This window comes from Bradyrhizobium sp. BRP56 (genome assembly GCF_020194035.1).
In the GTDB taxonomy this organism is placed as follows: domain Bacteria; phylum Pseudomonadota; class Alphaproteobacteria; order Rhizobiales; family Xanthobacteraceae; genus Bradyrhizobium; species Bradyrhizobium australafricanum.
Genome location: NZ_JADYVV010000039.1, coordinates 37,349 through 57,964, shown reverse-complemented (window position 1 = coordinate 57,964; position 20,616 = coordinate 37,349). Strand labels below are relative to the sequence as shown.

The window sequence follows — 20,616 nt, the reverse complement described above, 5'->3', positions numbered from 1 at the left end:
ACGCGCTCACCCGGAGCGGGCGAAAGGTATCACACCATACCGCGCAGACCGGCCCGGCTCGGGCTATGACTCGATGGCACGGACCGGACGGCAAGGATCGTTCGGCCGGCGCAAGGCCGCAGCTGATGCAGCACGGCAAGGGAGCGAACCATGGGCAAGGGTTTTGACAGCAGCGCTGTCGCTTTCCATCGCGATGGGGAATTGGCCCTCGACGCCTGCGTCGTGACCATCGGCGCATTTGACGGCGTCCACCGCGGCCATCAGGAACTGCTGCGGCAGACCATCGCGGCAGCGCGGCGCCGCGGCATTGCAGCCGTGGTCTACACCTTCGATCCGCCGCCAAAAGTGTATTTCGGCCAGGCCGAGCCGCTGATTTCGCTTCGCGAAAAGCTCGAGCGCATCGCAACATTCGCGCCTGACCACGTCGTCGTCGCCGATTTCGACCAGGTCTACGTCCGGCGCACCGCGCTCGATTTCCTCGCCGAATTGCAGCTTCTGCGACCACGCGAAGTCATCGTCGGCGAGGATTTCCGCTTCGGGTCCTGCAAGGGCGGCACCGCCCTGCTGCTGCGGCAGCACTTCAACACGCGCATCCTGCCGCCGGTGCGCTGCGGCAATGGCGAGATCGTCTCCAGCAGCCGGATTCGCGCCTTGCGACGATCCGGCCTTGCCGCCGCCGCGGCGACGCTGGAAAACTGGAGAGATATCGTGACCGCGCCACCGGCCAACCGATCCGGTTTGGCCCAGCTCGAGGTCGCAAGCCAATGACCGCCATCGATCCGCGAGAGTTGCGCAATGCCTGTGGCCAGTTCGGCACCGGCGTCACCATCATCACGACGCATTGCCAGGGCCGCGATCACGGCATGACGGCCAACGCCTTCATGTCGATCTCGCTCGATCCGCCACTGGTCGCGATCTCGATCGCGAAAAGCGCGAAGATGCTCGCCAACATCCAGAAGACCGGCCGCTTTGCGGTCAGCATCCTCGCCGAGGGCATGGAGGATTTCGCCTGGCATTTCGCCGGCAAGCCAAGGCTCGACCTCTGCAACGTCTTCGAACGCCGCAACGACCTGCCTGTGATCGCCAACGCGGCGGCATACTTCGTGACCGATCTCGCCGATGAGATCGTCGCCGGAGACCACACGATCTTCCTCGGCCACGTCCGCGAGATGTCGCTGGAGCCCAGCAAGAAGCCGCTGCTGTTCTTCCGCGGCCGCTTCGGCGGCCTTGCCGATCCGCACCCTGCGCCCGCGACGCTGGAGAATGCCGCTTACGAATTTGTCTGGTGAGACCAGCAACCGATATTCCCGAAAAAACGGGGATGCAAGTTTGAGCAAACTGCAAGAAAAGGAGGAACGACCATGCTGAACGTCAACAAGGACACCATCACCGACCACGTGATCGCCGCGCTCTCCAAGGACATTCCGGATCGCAACCGGCAGATCATGACGAGCCTGATCCGCCACATGCACGACTTCTGCAAGGAGGTCGACCTGACCTTCGCCGAGTGGTTCGCCGCATGCGAGTTCCTGCGCCGCGCCGGCGACATCTCGGACGAGAAGCGCAACGAGTTCATCCTGATCGCCGATATTCTCGGCGTCGAGGTGCTGGTCGACATGCTCGATCATCGGGTCACCGACGGCGAAAGCGAGTCCACCGTGCTCGGACCGTTCTACCGGGAAAACCCGCCGGTGCTGCCCAAGGGCGCCTCCATCATCAAGAAGACGTTCGACAACGCGCAGACCGTCAAGGTCTCAGGGCGCATCAGCGACACTGCGGGGCGGCCGATCGAGGGCGTCACGATCGACGTCTGGGAAGACGCGCCGAACGGCCTCTACGACCTGCAGGATCCGGAACAGCCGGCCTACAATCTGCGCGGACGCTTCACGACCGACGCCAACGGCGAATATGCCTTCGTCGCGCTCCGCCCCGAGCCCTACCCGATCCCCTATGACGGCGCCGGCGGCGAGCTGCTGAAATACATGGGCCACCATCCCTGGCGTCCGGGCCACATCCATTTCATGCTTTCGAAGGACGGCTATCAATCGCTGATCTCGCAGATCTACGATTCCGAGACCAAGTATCTCGACAACGACTCGGTGTTCGCCGTGAAGCAGAGCCTGATCGGCAGGTTCGCCAAGGCCCCCGCCGGCGCCGACACCGATCTGGTTCTCAACTTCGACTTCAAGCTCAAGAAAGCCGCCGCCGAACGGCTCGCCGCGGCCGAGTAAGACCCGTTACGCCCTGCCAGGCCTACCAGCCTGGCAGGGCTCATTCTGAACTGACTTGCGAGGACATATGAGTCGTGCCGTGATCGAAATCGCCGAGCCCGTGGAGCGCGCGCAGGCTCACGCAAAGGATACTGCGATCCGCAGTATCCGCGCCACCATCGTCGAGGCGCCGACCCGCCGCCGGCACAAGCTCTCGAACACCGAGGTCACCCATCAGGGCTACGTGCTGGTGCGCGTGCTGCTCGACAACGGCGTGACGGGGATCGGCGAAGCCTCGACGCTCGGCGGGCCGCGCTGGGCCGAGGAGAGCGTGGAGTCGATCAAGGCCGCGGTCACGAATTATCTGGCGCCAGCGCTGCTTGGACAGCCTGCCCTCGCCTTCGAAGCCAATGCCTTGCGCATGAGCAAGGCCGCCACCCGCAATTTCGCCGCCAAGGGCGCCATCGAGTCCGCCCTGCTCGACGCCGCCGGCAAGACGCTGGGCCTGCCCGCCAGCACGCTGCTCGGCGGCGCCGTGCGCGAACGCATGGAAGTGATCTGGGCGCTGGCGTCGGGCGACAGCGGCCAGGAGGTGGAAGAAGCGAAAGAGAAGCTGCGGCGCCGCGAACACCGCCAGTTCAAGATCAAGTTCGGCTTCAACCGGCCGCAGGTCGATCTGAAGCGGCTGCAAGCGCTGCGCGCCGGCCTCGGCGAGGAGGTGCGCCTGATCGTCGATGTCAACCAGGGCTGGACCGAGGCCGAATGCATCCGTTTCATGCCCGCGCTGGAGGAGCTGGATGTTGCCCTGATCGAACAACCGGTGTCGGCATTGCAACTGGAAGCGATGGCGCGTGTCGCGGCCCGCACCTCGATTCCGTTGCTGGTGGACGAAGCGGCTTTCACCAAGGAGGACATCGCTCGCGCGGGCGCGATGGGCTGCGGCAGCGTCTACTCGCTGAAGCTCGTGAAGAGCGGCGGCCTGTTCGAGATGAAGCGCGCCGCTGCGGTCGCGGCCGCGCACGGGCTCGAGCTCTATGGCGGCTGCCTGCTGGAGAGCAGCATCGGCGCGGCGGCGCATCTCGCCGCCTTCGCCACCCTGCCCAGGCTCGAATGGGGCACCGAGCATTTCGGTCCGCGAATCCTCGTGGAGGATCTGGTCGTCAACCCGATCAGCTTCGACGAGTTCGAGATCTGCGCCCCTGATGGCCCCGGTCTCGGCGTAGAGGTCGACGAGGACAAGATCCGCGCCTTCGCCCGGAAGGACTAGCCGGATGGCGTCGTTCCCGCGGACAATTGACAATCCACGGACCCACGCCCAGTCTTCGCGTCGGAACCATCGTCTCGATCGTGCGCACATGACCACGCGATATCGAACCCGGCAGGATTCTTCCGCCGCTTCCGCGGAAGCGCGCGAACAGGCGTTCGGCTAGCCGTGACCGATCGCGACGATGTCATGGATCTCAGGCGGCTGGTCTATTTCGTCGCCGTCGCCGAGGAATTGCATTTCGGCCGCGCCGCATCGCGGCTTGCGATTGCGCAGCCGCCGCTCAGCCGGCAGATTGCGCAACTCGAGAGCGATCTCGGCGTCATGCTGATCGACCGGAGCCGCAGCCAGATCCGGCTGACCCAGGCCGGCAGCGTTCTGCTGGAACGTGCGCGCGACGTGCTGGAGCGGCTCGACCGAACGCACCGCGAGATCAAGCGGATCGGCGAAGGCTTTTCCGGTCATCTGCGCGTCGCCTTCGTCGGATCGGCGACCTATGGCGTGCTGCCGAGCGTGATCCAGGCGTTTCGGTCGGCCTATCCTGACGTCGAGCTCGCGCTGTCGGCGATGAACAACGCCGAGCAGAAGCGCGCGGTGATCCAGCGCGAGATCGATATCGCCATCGCCCGCCCCTCGCTCGACGACGAGGAATTGAAGTCGGAGCCGCTGCTGCAGGAGCCGCTGATCCTCGCGCTCTCCGACACTTCGCCCTTGCTCGATCAAAAGGTCCCGAGGCTGGCGGCGCTGAAGGCCGAGACGTTCGTCCTCTACCCGCGCAAGCCGCGCCCAAGCTTCGCCGACCACATCCTCAATATCTGCCTCGAAGAAGGCTTCATTCCGAAATCGCAGGTGCTGGCCCAGGACTACCAGACCGCGATCAGCCTGGTGTCGGTCGGCGTCGGCATCGCGCTGGTGCCGAAATCGGTCTCGGAGGCGGAACGGCCCGGCGTCGCCTACCGCGCCTATGAGGGACACAATCCAGGCACTGCACTGTCGCTGAACTACCGGCGCGACAACCGGATGCCGCATCTGTTCAATTTCCTGAAGGTCGCACAGGACGTCACGCGGCGTCAGCGCAAGCCGTAGAGCGTTTTCGAGCGAAGTGGATACCGGTTCGCGTGAAGAAAACGCGTCAAAAACAAGGAATCTGGCGCCCTCAGGCCGCGACCGCCGCCGGCGCGCGATCGTCAACGCGTGCGATCGCCTCGCGCAGCACATCGATGTCAGCCCCCGGCCGAACGCCGTTCTCCGCGAGGTGCCTGCGGAACGCACGCGCGCCCGGGACGCCATGGAAGGCGCCGACGAAATGCCGCGTGATCGAATGCAGCCGCGTGCCCTCGGCAAGCTGCCGCTCGATATAGGGCAGCATCGCCGCGAACACGTCCTTCATCGTCGCGTGCGGCGCAGTCCCGTCGAACAGCTCGGAATCGACCGTGAGCAGCCGCCACGGCTCCTGATAGGCCGCCCGCCCCAGCATCACGCCATCGACATGCTTCAGATGCTGCTTTGCCTCGGCAAGGCTGGTGATGCCGCCATTGATGATGATGGGCACGTGCGGAAGCGCCGCCTTGAGGCGATAGACCCGATCGTAGTCGAGCGGCGGGATGTCGCGGTTCTCCTTCGGCGACAATCCGTTGAGCCAGGCCTTGCGCGCGTGCACGACGAGCGCGTCCGCGCCCGCGCCAATCACCCCGCGCGCCAGCGTATCGAGCGCGACTTCCGGATCCTGGTCGTCGATGCCGATCCGGCACTTCACCGTGACGGGAATCCGCACCGCGCGCTTCATCGCCGCAACGCCTTCGGCGACCAGCGCCGGTTCGGCCATCAGGCAGGCGCCGAAGCGGCCATCCTTCACCCGATCGGAGGGACAGCCGACATTGAGGTTGATCTCGTCGTAACCGAACTGCTCGCCGATCTCTGCGGCGGTCGCGAGATCGCGGGGATCGGAACCGCCGAGCTGCAACGCCACCGGATGCTCGCTGGCATCGAAGCCGAGCAGCCGCGCCCGGTCGCCATGGATGATGGCGCCGGTCGTCAGCATCTCCGTATAGAGCCGCGCCCGCCGCGACATCAGCCGATGGAAGACCCGGCAATGCCGGTCGGTCCAGTCCATCATGGGTGCCACAGAAAAGCGATAGTCTTGCGATTCCAATGATTTACCTTAAGCTCTCAATGGGATGTAACAAGAACGAGTACCCGCCAAACTTGCCGAATTTGCACACGTTTGTACCCGTTTTGACCTCTCGACGCACACGTATCGCACACCGTTTGGGAAAAGCACACGACCATGGCCACCTTCACTCAGTTGCCGTCAGGGAACTGGCGGGTCCAAGTTCGCCGCAAGAACCGTTATGTGGCAGAGACCTTTCGCCGCCGCAAGGACGGCGAGGAATGGGCGCTCGACGTGGAGCGCAATATTGATCGTAGCGGGTCACCCAAACCGCGCGCTGCCGTAAAAGCGAAGACCTTCGGCGACATCATTGATCTGCACATTCAAGACATGCGCGACGTCGGCCGCCCCCCTCGCCGATCCAAAGCGGCGGTACTGAAGGCGCTCAAGGAGGAGCTCGGATCCACGAAGCTGCCTCGGCTGGACCGAGAACGGCTTATTGAATATGGCCGAAAGCGAGCGAAGGAAGGCGCCGGGCCGGCGACCCTCGCAATCGATATGGCTTTCATCAGGACACTCGCGACGCACGCTGCGGCCGTCCACGGAATTGAGGTTTCTGCCGAGGAGGTTCGCCTCGCGCGCTTCGCGTTGAAGCATTTGGGTCTCGTCGGAAAATCAGACGAGCGAGACCGGCGGCCAACGCAGGATGAGCTCGACGAGCTCATTGAATACTTCGAGACCAATCCACGACAGGTCATTCCCATGGGCCGCATCGTTCGCTACGCCGTTGCGACTACGATGCGGCAAGAGGAAATCTGCCAACCGGACTGGCCACATGTCGATATGAAAACGCGGATTCTAACGATTGTCGATCGCAAGGACCCGAGAAGGAAGGACGGCAACGACCAGAAAGTCCCTCTTCTCAACCTCACCGGCTATGATGCCTGGGAGATCTTGCTCCAGCAGCGTATTATCACCAGAGGTCAGGGCCGCGTATTTCCATATAACCACCGCTCAGTCAGCGCGGCATTCACGCGGGCCTGCGATGAATTGAAAATTGACGATCTGCATTTTCATGATCTACGCCACGAAGGCACCAGCCGCCTTTTTGAAGCGGGACTACCGATTGAAAAAGTCGCACTGGTCACTGGTCACAAGGACTGGCGTACGCTGCGACGTTACACAAAACTAAGGCCGGAAGAACTCCACAGGCTGCAAACTGCGCCGCAGCAAACTCTCGAGGAATATCTCCAGACGCTAGCTACCGCACGGGCGTAACCATGGTGACTATTCACTACCCGACGAAGAGCTGGCGCGACCGCTTCTCATTTTCTTGAATGCTGCGTCGCTATCGAGGAACGCCGCGAGCATAAAGGGTATCAGCTCCGCAACTTCCTCCCGACTGCCGTACGTCTCGGCGTAAAAATCAGCGTATTCACGCAACCGTTTGGCAAGGCTCGGCGCCAGGACAATGCTCATCTTTGCGGGAGTCCGATCGGGCAGTTTCGCAAGCTTCATATTTCACCTGCCCTTCGCGACCGTCTGAACGTCCTCGTACGGCTTCAACACGAGGTCCTTCGAAACGATCACCCGCAGCGGCCATCCCGGTCGGACCGTGATCGTCGGCTGTACGTCGAGCTGGCGCTCCACCAGGCGCTGGCCCGCACGGTTGGTCGTCTGCTGCGTGCTTTCCCGCAACGCCCTCACGAGATCGCTCTCGTCATTTCCGATTGACAGCTGGGTCCCTACTCCGATCAGCGTCGCCAAGGCCACGCCCTTGAGCAGCTGCCAGGTATGGAAGTCCACCTCGTCCTCGAGCCCGGCGTATCCCGCTACATCCGTGGCCGGAAGGTTCTCGATCACGATCGAATTTCCGTTCGGCAAGATCAGTCGCGCCCAGACGACCAGTGCCCGCTTCTGGCCAAAGGCGACGACGCTATCGTACTTGCCGACGAGCCGTGTCCCCTGCGGGATCAGGAGATGCTCGCCCGTTACCGTGTCATAGACGTTCTCCGTCACTTGACCGATCGTGGCGCCCGGTAGGTCCGAATTCAGCCCCGTCACCAGGCTCGCTGGAATAATCGACCCCGCCATCACGGCATGGCTGGAGGGCGCGGCGACCACCGCGTGCGGATTGGTGGTCTCGGTATCGGCCTTCGCTCCCACAAAAGCGAGCTTTCGTGCATGCGACGAGGGTACGATCTCGTCTGATCGATCGACCGTCGTCCGCGCGGCTTTCGCAAGCTCCGCTGCGGACGGCCCGGAATCGGCCGCCGGCGGCCTAAACGAGGACGGCTGGCTGGCAGCCACCTCCGCGACCGCGGCCTGCTTTCGCTTGTCCTGCCTTTCCGACAGTCGGAAGAATAAGCCCGATTCCCTCGCCTGCTGCGCGATGCGCACCTGCCGGATGCGCTCCGCCCTTTCTGCGTCCTCTTCCGGGTTGCTGCGGAAGCCTGGATCCGACGATGGCGCGATGCCGGCTTTCTTTTCGTTCTCGGCGAAGGCTCGTCCAATATCGCCCGGGGATGGCGGTCCAAGTCGTGGCGTTGACGGCGGAAGTTCCTCATAGGACCTCGGCAGCTTGTTCAGGCCCTCCGCCGTTTGCTTCCGGTCGGTGTTGTAGAGCTCTGCGCGGTCGGCGTGCTTCAAAGGCCGCAGCGGCCGGAGCGCAACTACCGTCGCTCCGGCGATGAACAGTGCAGTGACAGCGCAGCCAATCATGAGCGCGCGCCTGTTCAACCGCCGGATGGACCGCGGCCGTGCCCGCAGCTCCAGAGGCTCCGGCGGCTCCCGATCCACCCCACTCGTCATGAGGCGCTCCCACTGCTGACGGCCTGCGAAACCGGCCGCGCATCGATGCGAATGATCCGGACGATGCGCTGGGGATCCTCGCCGAGACGGAGCTCGGCGGCGCCAAACATGCGGTCGACGATGTAGTAGGAGCCCCTGACCCGATAGTTGACCAGATTTGGACGGCCATCGGCGCCCGCGACGAACAGGGGCGGCGCCTCGCCCTGCGACAGGCCGGATGGCATCTGGATATAGACCTTGCGGCCGTCATCGAACGCACGCACCGGTCGCCACGGTGGGTCATCGCCTTCGATACGGTAGCGGAAGTTCAGGCTATCGAGCCGCACGCCGCGATCGGCGACCCGCTCCTCGTTTGCCTGGGCGATTGCATTCTGCTTGTGAAGTGCAACCAGCGTATCCGTTGGGTACGTCCAGGAGATCGATGCCATGTAGGTCTGCTTGGTTGAGACCAGCTCGAGGTGGTAGGCGCGCCGGTCGGTCAGGACCACCAGATTGGTCTGGATGTCCGGCAGCGTCGGTTTGACGAGGATATGGACACGCCGGTTGCTACCCTGACCGCTCGAGGTATCGCCGACCACCCAGCGAACCGTGTCGCCTGTCGAGACATCGATCAATTCCTCGCCGGCCTGAAGCGCGATGGTCGAGACCTTCTCGGGGCTCGCATAGAGCCGATAGAGGGCTCCTTCGGTCCATGGATAGACCTGGATCGCATTGATGTAGCCCGCCCGGGTCGGCTCCATCCGCGCAGCCTTATTCGCCTTGGCGATCGCCTGCTCCGGTGGCAGCTTTTCTTCCTTGCCGCCCTTCTTTGGATAGGGCTTGAGTTGGCCAGGTAGAGGCAGGACCCTGGGCCTTTCAACAATCTCGACGGGCTTCGGCGGATCCGCCTCAGGGAGAGCCTGCTCGAATGTCATCTCGTCATAGGGCGCTTCGAGGTTGAGCTTTGTGGCGCATCCTCCGAGCACGAGCGACAGGGTCAGGATGCTGGCCGATGCACGCTTTGTTGAAGCAGCAGAATTCATTTCGCATCTCCGATGAGGTCGCGCGACCAGTTGAGGGAATGGACGTAGAGGCCAAGCGGGTTCTTTCGCAGCGTCTCGGCGTCCGCCGGCGGCTTTAGAACCGTGGTTACGAGACCCGTGAACCGCTCGGTCTTGGCAATCGAGCCATTCTCGAAACTGTTCTCCTTCCAGCGGATTTCGAAGCTGTCGCTGGACGCACGCACCACCGAGGTCACCTCTGCGGTGACCGTCCTGGAGCCGATTTTCGTGAACGGATCGGTTTCGCGCGCGTAGTCGTTCAGAACTTGCGCGCCCCGATCGGTGACGAAGTCGTAGGCCCGTAGCCAGTTGCTGCGGACGATCACGGGATCGATCGACAACGAACGCACGTTTTCGATGAACCGCGCCAGGAAGTGCGCGATCTGCGCATCCGACGGTTGATACGCCTCCAGCGCAGGTCCAACCGCGCGGACCTCACCCAACCGGTCGACCTCGACCACATAGGGGACGATCCCTGAGCGGCCAATCACGGCAAGCAGGATCAAGCCGAGAACACCGCACACTGCAGTGACACCCAGCGCAGCGAGCCGCCAATTACTCGCCTGAACCCGCGCGGACCCCAGCCGCTCGTCCCAGACCTGTCCCGCTTTCTGGTAAGGCGTCACGGGCTCTGGCGTTTCTCCGTACCGAACCGAAACGCGTTGAAATGGATGACCGGCCATATCTCAGTCCTCCCCAAGCTTGGGACCCGAGGAATGACCGCCCCTGTCCCCTTCCTTCAGGGTATGGGCGGCAATCTGCGCGGCTTCCCTGGCGTGTCGGGCGGGCGTCGCAGTTGCGCGCGAAGGGCCGGCAGCCGCGGCTCCGCTCGCTGCTCCAGCGCCTCCGCCTGGCGGCTGCTCGGCCGCGGCCGAGCGGGCCGCACCGCCGCCAATCGACGATGCTCCACTCAGCGACGCCGCGGAACGGACCGCCGTCATCGACCCGCCGGCGGCCATGCGAAGGCCGCCCATGGCGACCGCTCCGCCTCCGATTGCGACAGCAGCAGCACCGGCCACCGTACCCGCCGCCGACCCGGCCCCCAGTTGAGGCGCACCGGACACGAGACCCGCAGCAATGCCCGGACCGAAGATTCCAAGTCCAAACAGAGCAAGCGCCGCGAGTAACAAGCTCATGGCCGACGCAATATCGACCGGTCGCGTCAAAGTGCTCGCGAGTTGACCGAAGATAGTCGAGCCGATGCCGACGACAATCGCCAGCACCATCACCTTGACGCCGGAGGCAACGACATTGCCGAGCGTCTTTTCGGCAAGAAAGGCCGTCTTACCCCAGAGCGCGAACGGCACCAGGATGAAGCTTGCGAGTGTCGTGAGCTTGAACTCGATCAGGGTCACGAACAGCTGGATCGACAGCACGAAGAACGCGAGCACGATCACGATCCAGCAGAACAAGAGGATCACGATCGTCGGCAGGTTCGTCAGCACATCGAAGCCCGAGAACTGGCTCGCCTCCTCGAGAAGCGGATGCGCCGCGGTGAACCCAGCGGCGGCAACAAAACCCGGCCGGGCCAGATCAGCCGGGCTCAATGTGCCGCCGGACGCTTTCAGGCCGATGCCAGAAAACGAGTTGAAGATGATGTCGGCAAGGCCCTTGAAGTTGCCGATGATGAAGGCGAATGCACCGACGTAGAGGATCTTCTTGGCAAGCGTCACCAGGATCTGGTCGTCGGCCCGCACGCTCCAGGCAAGCCCGGCAAGCGTGAGGTCGATGACGACGAGCGTCGAACTCAGGAACGAGACTTCGCCTGACAGAAGGCCAAAGCCAGAATCGATATAGCGCGAGAACGTCTCGGTGAAACGATCGATGACGGAGAGATCAGCCATGGCACCCTCTCCTATCTGCCGCCGGCGTAGGCGTGGCCATCGCCGATGAAGCGGATAAAACGCTCCTGGGCGGCCGCCGCGGACGCGCGCTCCTCAGCCGCCCTCAACGCGTCAGCGCGGGCTTGAGTTGCCAGCAGCGCCTGCGTCTGCAGTGCCTGCTTGACCTGCAAAGCCAGCAGCTCGTTGCCGGACTGCTGGGCCTGCAAGGAGCCGACCGCAGCTGACGAATTCGCCATCAAAGTGCGAAGCGTCTGGCCGTCCTGGTCCAGGTTGCTGACGATGGCCGACTGGATTGTGAGCGCCTGCTTGAGCCCCTCATAGCTGTTGTTCCAGCGTGCGGTTGCATCCTGGACCATCCTGTCAGCGGAGGTGGCGGCGCCATACTGCCGAGGATAGAGCTGCGCAAAATCCTGCTGGGTCTTTTGAACGTCGAACGAGATGCCTTTTGCCTGCGTAATGAGGCTGTTCATCTGACCGATGGTCGAAGTGAGCTGGCCGACGACACTGGTCGGGAGGCTTGCCAGATGCTTTGCTTGATTGAGAAGCGACTGAGCCTGATTTTCGAGGCTCCTGACCTGGTTATTGATTTGCTCGAGCGCGCGAGCGGCAGTTAGAAGATTCTGGCTGTAGTTCGAGGGGTCGAACACGATATCGAACGCCCCGACCCGCCGCGATCCATTCACAGCGACGACGACAGATAGTGCTACCGTGACGATAATTCTTGTAGTTGTACGCGCGCCCAGGCGGCCGACACTTTCGAGCATGGAATACTCCGCAGATTGAGATCGGGTCAGGCCTTGTGGGCCTGTTCAAAGGTGCTGATCAGGTTGGCCGCCCAGTGCAGATCGCGTTCAGCGAAATAGCGTTCGGCAAAATGGTAGGGTCCCGAACGGGCCAGGACCGCGTCAATGATGCGCTGATCGTCCGGCGAGGAGGCCCCGACCAGCGCAAGCGCCACCGGTCCAAGGCCAAGTTCGAACAGGCGGTTGCCGGCACGAGACTGCAGATAGTAGTCGCGCTTGGGAAAGGCTTCGGCGATCAGGCGCACTTGCGTGTCGTTGAGGCCGAAGCGCCGATAGGTCTCGGTCTGGGTCGGCTCAAGTGCCCGGGGATTGGGCAGGAATATGCGGCTCGGACAGGACTCGATGATCGCGGGCGCGATTTCGCTGTCCGCGATATCAGCAAGTGATTGAGTGGCGAATACCACCGACACGTTCTTCTTGCGTAACGTCTTCAGCCACTCACGAATTCGACTCGCGAACAGCGGGTCGTCAAGGAAGACCCAGGCCTCATCGAGCACCAGCAGGGTCGGACGTCCATCGAAGCGCGACTCCAGAGTATGAAAGAGATAGGTGAGCACGGGTGCGACCAGCCCCGGCAGCGCCATCAACTCTTCCATCTCGAAGGTCAGGACGTCGGCGCTCGAAAGGCGGTCGGCGTCCGCATCGAGGAAGCGGCCGTAAGGTCCCTCCAGCGTGTAGGGCTGGAGCGCCTGACGCAGGGCGTCTCGGGTGAGCAAGGCCACGAGCCCGGTCATCGTGCGCTGGGACACCGGCGCCGTACCCAGGCTCTTGAGTGCCGACCAGATGGTTTCCTTGACCTCCGGCGTCACGCCCACCCGCTCGTGGGCAAGGACGCCGCAAAGCCAGTCGAGCGCCCAAAGCCGCGCCCCCTCCTCCGCAACATCCTTCAGGGGCTGGAACGCGATGCCACCCTTGGCGCCGAGCTCGTACCACGCGCCCGACAGCGCAAGCGTTGTCGCGCGCGCGGAGCGGCCCTTGTCGAATGTGATCAGCTGGGCATTCGGGTAGCGCCGGAACTGCAGAGCCAGCATCGAGAGCAGTACAGACTTGCCGGCGCCGGTCGGCCCAACAACGATGGAATGCCCAACGTCGCCGGCGTGCAGCGAAAGCCGGAAGGGGGTTGCGCCCTTGGTCTTGGCGATCAGAAGCGGCGGTCCATCGAGATGCTCGCATCGGGCTGGTCCGGCCCACACCGCCGACAACGGGCACATATGCGCCAGATTGAGCGTGTGCACGATGGGTTGGCGGATATTCGCATAGGCTTGTCCTGGCAGACTGCCAAGCCACGCCTCGACCGCATTGACGCTTTCCCGGATCGTGGTGAAGCCCCGGCTGTTGATCACGCGCTCAATGAGCCGGATCTTGTCGTCGGCGGCGCGCGCGTCCTCGTCGCTGACAGTGACGGTCGTCGTGATGTAACCGAACGCGACGAGATCATCGCCGAGCTCCGTCAGCGCAGTGTCCGCGTCGGCAGCCTTGTTGCTGGCGTCCGTGTCCACGAGCGCTGTCTGCTCGTTGAACATGACCTCCTTCACGATTGCTCCCAGCGATTTGCGCTTGGCAAACCACTGGCGGCGATATCGCGATAGCGAGGAATGCGCCTGCGTGCGGTCGAGCGGCAGGAATCGGGTGGCCCAGCGATAGGCAACGCCAAGCCGGTTCAGCTCATCCAGCAGTCCGGGAAAGGTCACGTGCGGGAAGCCGAGCACGGTCAGCGCACGAAGATGGCTTCGGCCGATCGCCGGCGACAATCCACCAGTCAACGGCTCGTCGCTGAGGAAGCAATCGAGATAGGCCGGAATCTCGGGCACGGCGACCGGGTGCCGCTTGGTCGAGATGCAACTATGCAGGTAGGTCAGTATCTCCTCGTCATCGAGCGGCCAGATCTCGGGCAGGACCGAAGACAGAAGATCAATCGCCCGGTCCGTTTCCTGGACAAAGCGCTCGAGATGATCACGATAGCTGTGCTCCCGCGACGGCAGGGGCTGGTCAGTCTCACGAGCCGACGTGGCGACCGGATCGTCCGGCCGGCCGCTTTTTCGATCAGCCTCGGAAGCATGCTGCGCATGGCGCTGACGGCGTGATCGTCCCGGGCCCCGCTCGTCTCGCGAACGCTCGAGGAATAGTCCCTCCAGCCGCGACACGCGCTCGGCCGGCGGCAGGTACATCAAAGTGAGATGCAACGCGCTCTCAAAATGCTGTCCGCGCGGACGCGACGGATCGTCCCAGGAGGCCTCGGACACGCTTTCGAAGGCGGCCCGCCGCTCCTCATCGACAAGCCACGACACCGCGTCCGGAAACCGTGAGCGCGGGTACTCCGACGCCGGAATCCGCGTAGCGTCGAAGAACAGGGCCCAACCCGAGCCAAAGCGCTTTAAGACGTTGTTCACCCGCGAGGTCACGCTCATGAGCTCGGCCTCGGTCGCGCTGTCGAGATCCGGGCCCCGGTAGCGGATGGTACGTTGAAAGCTGCCGTCCTTGTTCAGGATCACGCCAGGCGCGACGAGGCACGCCCAGGGCAACCAGTCGGCCAGACGATAGGCATGAGAACGGAATTCTCTCAAATTCAGCATGCGAGCCAGCCCTTGTGTTTGGTGTGACGGATTGCGACCTCGACAAAGGCGGGATCGCGCCTGGCAAGCCACACCGCGATGGCGTGCCCGACGATCCAGAGCACGACGCCTGCGAGCCAGAGCCGCAGCCCGAGCGCCAGCACGGCCGACAGGGTGCCGATCAGGATGGCCGCAGAGCGCGGCGCACCGCCGAGCAGAATGGGCTCGGTCAACGAGCGATGGAGCACGAGTTCAAAGCCGTCGGGACGCATCAGATCAGCGCTCCGCCGCCGAATGAGAAGAACGACAGGAAGAAAGAGCTCGCCGCGAAAGCGATGGAGAGGCCAAAGACGACCTGGACCATCTTGCGGAAGCCACCCGAGGTGTCGCCGAACGCAAGCGAAATCCCGGTTACCGTGATGATGATGACGGCTACGATCTTCGCGACCGGTCCCTGCACCGACTCCAGGATGCGCTCGAGCGGCGCTTCCCACGGCATGCCCGAGCCTGCGGCGTGCGCAGCCGGGCCCGTCAGGAGCATGCACGCGAGGCCTCCTCCCAGCTCGATGAGGAAACGCTTGTAAATTCGGCCAAAGCAGAAATGCGCCGTTGATCGGGGCAAACCAGACATGTCGTATTCTCCGTGTAGATCAGGGACGATGCGAACCGTTTGGAAGGCCTGGCGGGTTCTCCAGGAGGTAATCGCCGGAAGGATCGAGGCCCTTGAGCTCGGCGATCGCCTCGATCCGGCGCGCAGGACCCCGTCCCCTGATGAAGACGACGAGGTCGATCGCCTCGGCGATGAGCCGGCGCGGCACGGTGGCGACAGCCTCCTGGATCAATTGCTCAATCCTATAGAGCGCGGCGCGCGCCGAGTTGGCGTGAACCGTGGCGATCCCACCGGGATGGCCCGTATTCCAGGCCTTCAGCATGTCGAGGGCCTCGGCGCCCCTCACCTCGCCCACGATGATGCGATCGGGACGAAGGCGAAGCGTTGAGCGCACGAGATCGGCAAGGCTCGCGACGCCAGGCTTGGTGCGCAGCGTCACGACGTCCTTGGCCTCGCAGCGCAGCTCGCGGGTGTCCTCGATGATGACGATACGCTCATCGAGGCGTGCAATCTCGGCCAGGAGCGCATTGGCGAGCGTCGTCTTGCCCGATCCGGTGCCGCCCGCAACCAGGATGCTGCGGCCTTCGACAACGGCCGCCGCCAGCACCTTGGCCATCAGGGGCGAGGCAATCTGCGCCCTGACATAATCGGAGAGAAGAAACGTCGTCGTAGCGGGCTTGCGGATGGCAAAGCAGGGCGCGAGCGAGACCGGCGGCAGCACGCCTTCGAACCTCTCGCCGGTCTCGGGAAGTTCGGCCGATATGATCGGGAAGGATGCGCTGGCCTCGGCCCGCACATGGCTTGCGACCAGTCGGATGATCCGCTCCGATTCCTGCGGCGTCAGAATGACGCCGGTATCAGTACGTCCGGACCGGTGCCGCTCGAGCCAGAGCCTGCCGTCCGGGTTGACGATCACCTCGACAACCTCGGCCTCTTCCAGCGCCAGCGCGATCGCCGGCCCCATAGCGGTCCGCAGCATGCCGCGGCGGCGCTCGCGGGTTTCGGGCGAGAGAAGGTCAGACATTGCCGACCTCCTCTCGCCCAGCCGGAGACGGCTCCGGCTGCTGGCCCGCCGCGTGGTGCGAGCGGGATTCTGTTGTCGTGGTCTGCGCCTCGCCGGCGCCGAGCGGCGCGCCCTCCTCCAGATGCCGCATGAAGAGGTCCGGATTTGCTGTCGAGACCTGTTCCATGACGTCGGCAACCAGCCGGCCGCCCGAGGCGATACGCTTGCCGACCTGCGCGACGAACATCTCGAACCGCTCGCGCCCGAGCGCACGCGCGGCGTCCTGGTCTCCAGCGGGCAGCGGAGGCGTGATCGTCAGGTAGTAGCGAACGAACAGTGCGATGGTTTCCGCCATGATCGAGAGATCACGGTCTGCCCGATCGAGCTGCCGGCTCATCCGGTCGAGCCTGCGGATCAGGGCTGCGTCTCCGCTTGCATCCCGCTCCGGATTGAGAAAGCGGTCGAGGGCGGCGTCGACGATCGCCGACTTGTTGGTGCCCGGCCGCCTGGCCGCGAGTTCGAGCCGTTGCGCCACGCTGTCGGAGACATAGGCGGATAGCTTTGGTTTCATTGGGAGTGCCCCTCAGAATGCAGGAAGGAGATCGTCGTCATCGCGCGTGACGGCATGAGCGCTGCGGATGGCGTTGGAGGCATTCGCCGCGCGCTGCATCTGGTTGCGATCCGCCGCCACATCTGCGTCGTCGTCGAGCAGCCGCTCCTCGGCAAACCGCGTCGCCTCGGCTTGGGGCACCGTTTCCTCAAACAGCGGCAGTTGCTGTTTGAGCCCGCCCTCCTCCGCGCCCGCGTGCATGAGATCGCGGTATGGAAGCGTTGCCAACCGGAGATCGACCGCCCGGATCTGGCGCCCCCAATCGCTCGGACGTGCAGCCGGGCGATCGCGGTATTCGCCGTCGCCGAGGGGCGGTGACGGACGCAAGCGCGTCACAAAATTTGAGTCCTCGTAGTGCCTGAGCTTGCGAGCCCGAACCGGCGCAAGCCCCGAGACAAGCACGATGGCCTGATCTTGGGGCAGCTGCATCACCTCGCCTGGAGTGAGCAGCGGCCGGGCGGTTTCCTGGCGGCTGACCATGACATGGCCAAGCCAGGGCGCGAGCCGGTGACCGGCATAATTCCGCTGTGCCCGAAGTTCCGTTGCGGTGCCGAGCGCATCCGAAATGCGCTTCGCGGTTCGCTCGTCATTGGCCGCAAAGGCGATACGGACGTGGCAATTGTCCAGGATCGCGTTGTTCTCGCCATAGGCTTTGGCGATTTGATTGAGCGATTGGGCGATCAGATAGGCGCGGATGCCGTAGCCGGCCATGAAGGCGAGCGCGCTCTCAAAGAAATCAAGCCGGCCGAGCGCAGGAAATTCATCCAGCATCAGGAGCAGCTGGCGATGCATTGCATCGCCAGCCCTGACGTTCAAGGACTCGGTCAATCGGCGGCCGATCTGGTTGAGGATCAGCCGGATCAACGGCTTGGTGCGGCTGATGTCTGACGGCGGGACGACCAGGTAGAGCGTGACCGGCCTGTCCGCACCAACGAGGTCCGCGATGCGCCAATCGCAGCTCTCGGTATTCCGGCTGACGACCGGATCGCGATAGAGGCCAAGGAAACTCACGGCGGTGGACAGCACGCCGGAACGTTCATTTTCAGACTTGTTTAGCAACTCCCGCGCGGTCGCGGCGACGACGGGATGGACCTTCGGCTCGGCTTCTGTTCCGAGATGGTTGGTAGCCAGCATGATCCGCAGCGTCTTCTCGAAGGACTGCGCCGGGTCAGCCAGGATCTCGGTGACCCGTGTCAGCGTCTTCTGTTGCTCTGCATAGAGGACGTGGAGGATGACGCCGACGAGCAGCGAGTGGCTGGTCTTCTCCCAGTGGCTTCGACGCTCCAATGCCCCTTCCGGGTCAACCAGGATGTCGGCAATGTTCTGAACATCGCGAACTTCGGCCGCGCCCTTGCGGACCTCGAGCAGCGGATTGTAGCGCGCGCTTGCTGGATCGGTCGGATTGAACAGCAGACAATGCGAGAAGGTCGAGCGCCAGCCGGACGTCAGCTCCCAGTTCTCGCCCTTGATGTCATGCACGACCGCCGATGAAGTCCAGGACAGCAGTGTCGGAAGCACCAGCCCCACGCCCTTGCCCGACCGCGTCGGTGCAAAACACATGACGTGCTCGGGTCCATCGTGACGCAGGTAGTAATTTTCAAATCGCCCGAGGAACACACCCCTGCCCGCGAGCAGGCCGGCAGCGCGGATCTCCTTCACATTGGCCCAGCGCGCGGAGCCGTAGGTCGTGACCAGCTGGTTTTGCCGCGCCCGCCACACCGAATTGACGATTGCAAACAGCGCGCCCGCAATGCCGCCAGCCGCAGCGATAGCCCCGCCCTCCTCAAATATCTCGGGCGCATAGGCCTCATAGGCGAACCACCATTCGAACAATCGCCAGGGCAGATAGACCGGATAGCCGCTAACGGCGAACCACGGCGCGCCAAGCCGCGCCTGAAATCCGAGCGCCGCCGCCGTCCATTGCGTCGCTCCCCATGTCGACGCGATGACGATGCCGAAGACAACCGTGATCTGACCGACGTAGATTTTTGCCGGAAACATTGTCCGCCCCACTCGACGCTCGCAACGAGCGCGGCGAGATGAAAAGCGGGATGACGGCTCGCATTCAACCTGAATAAAAATCGCCGTCGGCAACGAGATCCGGCTCGATCAAACCCATCGAAGCAAGATCATTGTCGCGGCAGTCTCGGCGTGGGTGAGGAAGCTCCTCAATTGAAGGTGAATGGCATGATCAAACTGGATCACTGGTTCGGGCTTGCCCAGGATTGGTGATCGCGCATGCGCACACCCAGCGAATGAAGGAATCGAACGAAGGCCGCTTGTGCCTTCAACGTCGATGGTCGCATCGACCGTCAGCCTGAAAAAGGGCGCACGGGGACGAAAGCACTATCCGCGCGACGGGCTGCGCGATGGCAGCGATCTCTTACATCGGATCAATTATACTACTATAATACCTCTGCTGTGGTTTGTCAAAGTTGACAAAGTTGCATTCGATACCGATATTGAAGGCGGAGTTCAGCTCATGTCCAAGGCACAGTCAAAGCCCTCCGGTACCGAGGATCTGTCCGTCCACGAGGACGGTGTGATGATGGTACTTAAGCAGAAACCCGCGGCCCTGAAGAGCCTCGCGCTCCCTGCCGACGCGCAGGTCGCCATCGTTTCCAAAAGCGTGACCGCACTGCAGAAGGTGCGTGAGCAGAACAAGCAACTAACGGGGCAAGCCTTCCGGTTCTTCTCCGAGGCGGCAAAGAAAACCGCTGTCGTCAACAAGGACGCATTCGCGCCCAATGCCCGCGCGCTCGCCGTTCTCGAGGGCGTCCGCATTGCGCAGGAGGATCTTCGGCGATCCGGCGGTGCGTATGATCTGGACCAGGTCAGAACGCTCCTGCGGGGCATCTCGCGGCAGGCCGTCGACAAGCGCGTGCAGGAAGGCAGCCTCCTTGCGGTACCGGGTCCCAGCAACCATCGAAGCTTTCCGACGCTTCAGTTCAACGTCGACGGCACCGTCGTCGAAGGTCTCAAGTCCGTCCAGGAGGCGCTGCCGACCAACAACCCCTGGACGGTTCTGAACTTCCTCGCCCAGCCTGACGACCGGTTGGGTGGCCGCAAGCCGATCGACCTCCTGAGGGAAGGCAAGGTTGAACTTGTGGTCGAGGCCGCGCGGCGCATGGCTCAGCAAGGCGCGTGAGCGCTCCGCTGCCGCCGGACGATCTCGATCGTCGCCGTCCCCGCCAGGTCCGGCTGCGGGCGGGTACGGTCGTTCACCGGTTCTACACCGCCGGGTACGATCCGATCTTCTTCGATGCATCGCGTCTCGGCCGGCTGAACGCGCCCGACGGGAGCTATGGCGTTCTCTATGCCGCCCGGGAGCCTTTTGGCGCCTTCGCGGAGACGTTCCTGCGCGTGCCGGGACGGACCCTGCTCGATCCCCGCCTGCTCCGTCGCAAGGCCTATGCTCGCCTCGAGATCACATCAGATCTTTCGCTGGCCAGACTGGCCGGCCCCTCGCTCGCCATTTTCGGCGCGACCGCCGAGGTGGTGCATGGCGGACTGCCTTACGACGTACCGCAGGCCTGGTCGAAGGCGCTTTTCAATCATCCGCTCAATCCCGACGGCATCGCCTATTACGCCCGCCACGACGACGAAGGTCTTTGTTATGCGCTGTTCGATCGCGCACGCAGCTCAGTCAGAGAAATCGATCGACAGACTGACCTCGATCAGGACTGGTTCTGGCGCCTTGCGCAGCGGTACAGGGTCGGGCTTGCACCCGGCTAGCCCCGTCGAAGTCGGAGAGGCTCT

Annotated in this window: 21 protein-coding genes; 8 read left to right on the top strand and 13 right to left on the bottom strand. The window is 63.5% G+C overall.

Going from position 1 to position 20,616, the window contains the following annotated elements:
• Window positions 1–150: 150 nt before the first annotated feature.
• The 5 genes from I6F38_RS25605 (at window position 151) to I6F38_RS25585 (ending at window position 4,560) form a co-directional block, all read left to right on the top strand.
• On the top strand, window positions 151–768 hold the full coding sequence (locus I6F38_RS25605) for an FAD synthetase (protein WP_225162299.1): 618 nt from the start codon (window positions 151–153) through the stop codon (window positions 766–768).
• Window positions 765–1,289, top strand: coding sequence for a flavin reductase family protein (locus I6F38_RS25600; protein ID WP_225162298.1), 525 nt, complete (start codon window positions 765–767; stop codon window positions 1,287–1,289). Before I6F38_RS25605 ends, I6F38_RS25600 begins: the two co-directional genes overlap by 4 nt.
• 72 nt (window positions 1,290–1,361) lie before the next feature.
• Window positions 1,362–2,231 carry an intradiol ring-cleavage dioxygenase gene (locus I6F38_RS25595; protein WP_225162297.1) on the top strand — a complete coding sequence of 290 codons (870 nt, stop codon included), beginning with the start codon at window positions 1,362–1,364 and terminating at the stop codon, window positions 2,229–2,231.
• 67 nt (window positions 2,232–2,298) lie between these two features.
• The gene (locus tag I6F38_RS25590; RefSeq protein ID WP_225162296.1) at window positions 2,299–3,477 is read left to right on the top strand and encodes a muconate/chloromuconate family cycloisomerase; all 1,179 of its coding nucleotides are present in this window, start codon (window positions 2,299–2,301) and stop codon (window positions 3,475–3,477) included.
• Between the two features lie 165 nt (window positions 3,478–3,642).
• Entirely contained in the window at window positions 3,643–4,560 is a 918-nt protein-coding gene (locus tag I6F38_RS25585; protein ID WP_225162295.1) for a LysR family transcriptional regulator, read from the top strand.
• Window positions 4,561–4,630: 70 nt separating this feature from the next.
• Here I6F38_RS25585 and dusA read toward each other — a convergent pair whose 3' ends face one another.
• Window positions 4,631–5,626, bottom strand: a complete 996-nt coding sequence (dusA, locus tag I6F38_RS25580) for a tRNA dihydrouridine(20/20a) synthase DusA (RefSeq protein WP_225162294.1) — start codon at window positions 5,624–5,626, stop codon at window positions 4,631–4,633.
• A 135-nt stretch (window positions 5,627–5,761) separates the two neighbouring features.
• On the opposite strand from dusA, the gene I6F38_RS25575 reads away from it, so the two are divergent.
• Window positions 5,762–6,862, top strand: a complete 1,101-nt coding sequence (locus tag I6F38_RS25575; protein WP_225162293.1) for a site-specific integrase — start codon at window positions 5,762–5,764, stop codon at window positions 6,860–6,862.
• A 9-nt stretch (window positions 6,863–6,871) separates the two neighbouring features.
• Here the strand turns inward: I6F38_RS25575 and I6F38_RS25570 are convergent, their stop codons facing one another.
• The 12 genes from I6F38_RS25570 to I6F38_RS25515 form a co-directional block, all read right to left on the bottom strand.
• On the bottom strand, window positions 6,872–7,102 hold the full coding sequence (locus tag I6F38_RS25570) for a DUF2274 domain-containing protein (RefSeq protein WP_225162292.1): 231 nt from the start codon (window positions 7,100–7,102) through the stop codon (window positions 6,872–6,874).
• Window positions 7,103–7,105: 3 nt separating this feature from the next.
• Window positions 7,106–8,305, bottom strand: a complete 1,200-nt coding sequence (locus I6F38_RS25565; protein WP_225162291.1) for a TrbI/VirB10 family protein — start codon at window positions 8,303–8,305, stop codon at window positions 7,106–7,108.
• 86 nt (window positions 8,306–8,391) lie between these two features.
• Window positions 8,392–9,417, bottom strand: coding sequence for a P-type conjugative transfer protein TrbG (gene trbG, locus I6F38_RS25560; protein ID WP_225162290.1), 1,026 nt, complete (start codon window positions 9,415–9,417; stop codon window positions 8,392–8,394).
• Entirely contained in the window at window positions 9,414–10,118 is a 705-nt protein-coding gene (trbF, locus tag I6F38_RS25555) for a conjugal transfer protein TrbF (protein WP_225162289.1), read from the bottom strand. The genes trbG and trbF overlap by 4 nt, the downstream gene beginning before the upstream one ends.
• 3 nt (window positions 10,119–10,121) lie before the next feature.
• Window positions 10,122–11,279, bottom strand: coding sequence for a P-type conjugative transfer protein TrbL (trbL, locus tag I6F38_RS25550; RefSeq protein WP_225162288.1), 1,158 nt, complete (start codon window positions 11,277–11,279; stop codon window positions 10,122–10,124).
• A gap of 11 nt (window positions 11,280–11,290) precedes the next feature.
• The gene (gene trbJ, locus I6F38_RS25545; protein WP_225162287.1) at window positions 11,291–12,043 is read right to left on the bottom strand and encodes a P-type conjugative transfer protein TrbJ; all 753 of its coding nucleotides are present in this window, start codon (window positions 12,041–12,043) and stop codon (window positions 11,291–11,293) included.
• Between the two features lie 26 nt (window positions 12,044–12,069).
• Window positions 12,070–14,655: a conjugal transfer protein TrbE gene (gene trbE / locus I6F38_RS25540; protein WP_225162286.1), complete on the bottom strand. Its 2,586-nt coding sequence runs from the start codon at window positions 14,653–14,655 to the stop codon at window positions 12,070–12,072.
• On the bottom strand, window positions 14,649–14,906 hold the full coding sequence (locus I6F38_RS25535) for a VirB3 family type IV secretion system protein (RefSeq protein WP_028343946.1): 258 nt from the start codon (window positions 14,904–14,906) through the stop codon (window positions 14,649–14,651). The genes trbE and I6F38_RS25535 overlap by 7 nt, the downstream gene beginning before the upstream one ends.
• Window positions 14,906–15,175 carry a TrbC/VirB2 family protein gene (locus tag I6F38_RS25530; protein WP_035633115.1) on the bottom strand — a complete coding sequence of 90 codons (270 nt, stop codon included), beginning with the start codon at window positions 15,173–15,175 and terminating at the stop codon, window positions 14,906–14,908. Before I6F38_RS25530 ends, I6F38_RS25535 begins: the two co-directional genes overlap by 1 nt.
• 109 nt (window positions 15,176–15,284) lie before the next feature.
• A complete protein-coding gene (gene trbB / locus I6F38_RS25525; RefSeq protein ID WP_209909174.1) occupies window positions 15,285–16,268 on the bottom strand; it encodes a P-type conjugative transfer ATPase TrbB in 984 nt (327 codons plus the stop codon).
• The gene (locus I6F38_RS25520) at window positions 16,261–16,818 is read right to left on the bottom strand and encodes a CopG family transcriptional regulator (RefSeq protein WP_225162284.1); all 558 of its coding nucleotides are present in this window, start codon (window positions 16,816–16,818) and stop codon (window positions 16,261–16,263) included. The genes trbB and I6F38_RS25520 overlap by 8 nt, the downstream gene beginning before the upstream one ends.
• Before the next feature lie 12 nt (window positions 16,819–16,830).
• Window positions 16,831–18,858, bottom strand: coding sequence for a conjugal transfer protein TraG (locus I6F38_RS25515; RefSeq protein ID WP_225162283.1), 2,028 nt, complete (start codon window positions 18,856–18,858; stop codon window positions 16,831–16,833).
• A gap of 481 nt (window positions 18,859–19,339) precedes the next feature.
• On the opposite strand from I6F38_RS25515, the gene I6F38_RS25510 reads away from it, so the two are divergent.
• The gene (locus I6F38_RS25510) at window positions 19,340–20,005 is read left to right on the top strand and encodes a hypothetical protein (protein WP_076826722.1); all 666 of its coding nucleotides are present in this window, start codon (window positions 19,340–19,342) and stop codon (window positions 20,003–20,005) included.
• Complete coding sequence (locus I6F38_RS25505; protein WP_225162282.1) at window positions 20,002–20,592, top strand: RES family NAD+ phosphorylase; 591 nt, start codon at window positions 20,002–20,004, stop codon at window positions 20,590–20,592. The genes I6F38_RS25510 and I6F38_RS25505 overlap by 4 nt, the downstream gene beginning before the upstream one ends.
• Window positions 20,593–20,616 lie beyond the last annotated feature (24 nt).

Coding starts and splice junctions, on each gene's coding strand:
- I6F38_RS25605 (WP_225162299.1), top strand. CDS start 151: ATGGGCAAGGGTTTTGACAGCAGCGCTGTCGCTTTCCATCGCGATGGG.
- I6F38_RS25600 (WP_225162298.1), top strand. CDS start 765: ATGACCGCCATCGATCCGCGAGAGTTGCGCAATGCCTGTGGCCAGTTC.
- I6F38_RS25595 (WP_225162297.1), top strand. CDS start 1,362: ATGCTGAACGTCAACAAGGACACCATCACCGACCACGTGATCGCCGCG.
- I6F38_RS25590 (WP_225162296.1), top strand. CDS start 2,299: ATGAGTCGTGCCGTGATCGAAATCGCCGAGCCCGTGGAGCGCGCGCAG.
- I6F38_RS25575 (WP_225162293.1), top strand. CDS start 5,762: ATGGCCACCTTCACTCAGTTGCCGTCAGGGAACTGGCGGGTCCAAGTT.
- I6F38_RS25570 (WP_225162292.1), bottom strand. CDS start 7,102: ATGAAGCTTGCGAAACTGCCCGATCGGACTCCCGCAAAGATGAGCATT.
- I6F38_RS25565 (WP_225162291.1), bottom strand. CDS start 8,305: ATGATTGGCTGCGCTGTCACTGCACTGTTCATCGCCGGAGCGACGGTA.
- trbG (WP_225162290.1), bottom strand. CDS start 9,417: ATGAATTCTGCTGCTTCAACAAAGCGTGCATCGGCCAGCATCCTGACC.
- trbF (WP_225162289.1), bottom strand. CDS start 10,118: ATGGCCGGTCATCCATTTCAACGCGTTTCGGTTCGGTACGGAGAAACG.
- trbL (WP_225162288.1), bottom strand. CDS start 11,279: ATGGCTGATCTCTCCGTCATCGATCGTTTCACCGAGACGTTCTCGCGC.
- trbJ (WP_225162287.1), bottom strand. CDS start 12,043: ATGCTCGAAAGTGTCGGCCGCCTGGGCGCGCGTACAACTACAAGAATT.
- trbE (WP_225162286.1), bottom strand. CDS start 14,655: ATGCTGAATTTGAGAGAATTCCGTTCTCATGCCTATCGTCTGGCCGAC.
- I6F38_RS25535 (WP_028343946.1), bottom strand. CDS start 14,906: ATGCGTCCCGACGGCTTTGAACTCGTGCTCCATCGCTCGTTGACCGAG.
- I6F38_RS25530 (WP_035633115.1), bottom strand. CDS start 15,175: ATGCTCCTGACGGGCCCGGCTGCGCACGCCGCAGGCTCGGGCATGCCG.
- trbB (WP_209909174.1), bottom strand. CDS start 16,268: ATGTCTGACCTTCTCTCGCCCGAAACCCGCGAGCGCCGCCGCGGCATG.
- I6F38_RS25520 (WP_225162284.1), bottom strand. CDS start 16,818: ATGAAACCAAAGCTATCCGCCTATGTCTCCGACAGCGTGGCGCAACGG.
- I6F38_RS25515 (WP_225162283.1), bottom strand. CDS start 18,858: ATGTTTCCGGCAAAAATCTACGTCGGTCAGATCACGGTTGTCTTCGGC.
- I6F38_RS25510 (WP_076826722.1), top strand. CDS start 19,340: ATGTCCAAGGCACAGTCAAAGCCCTCCGGTACCGAGGATCTGTCCGTC.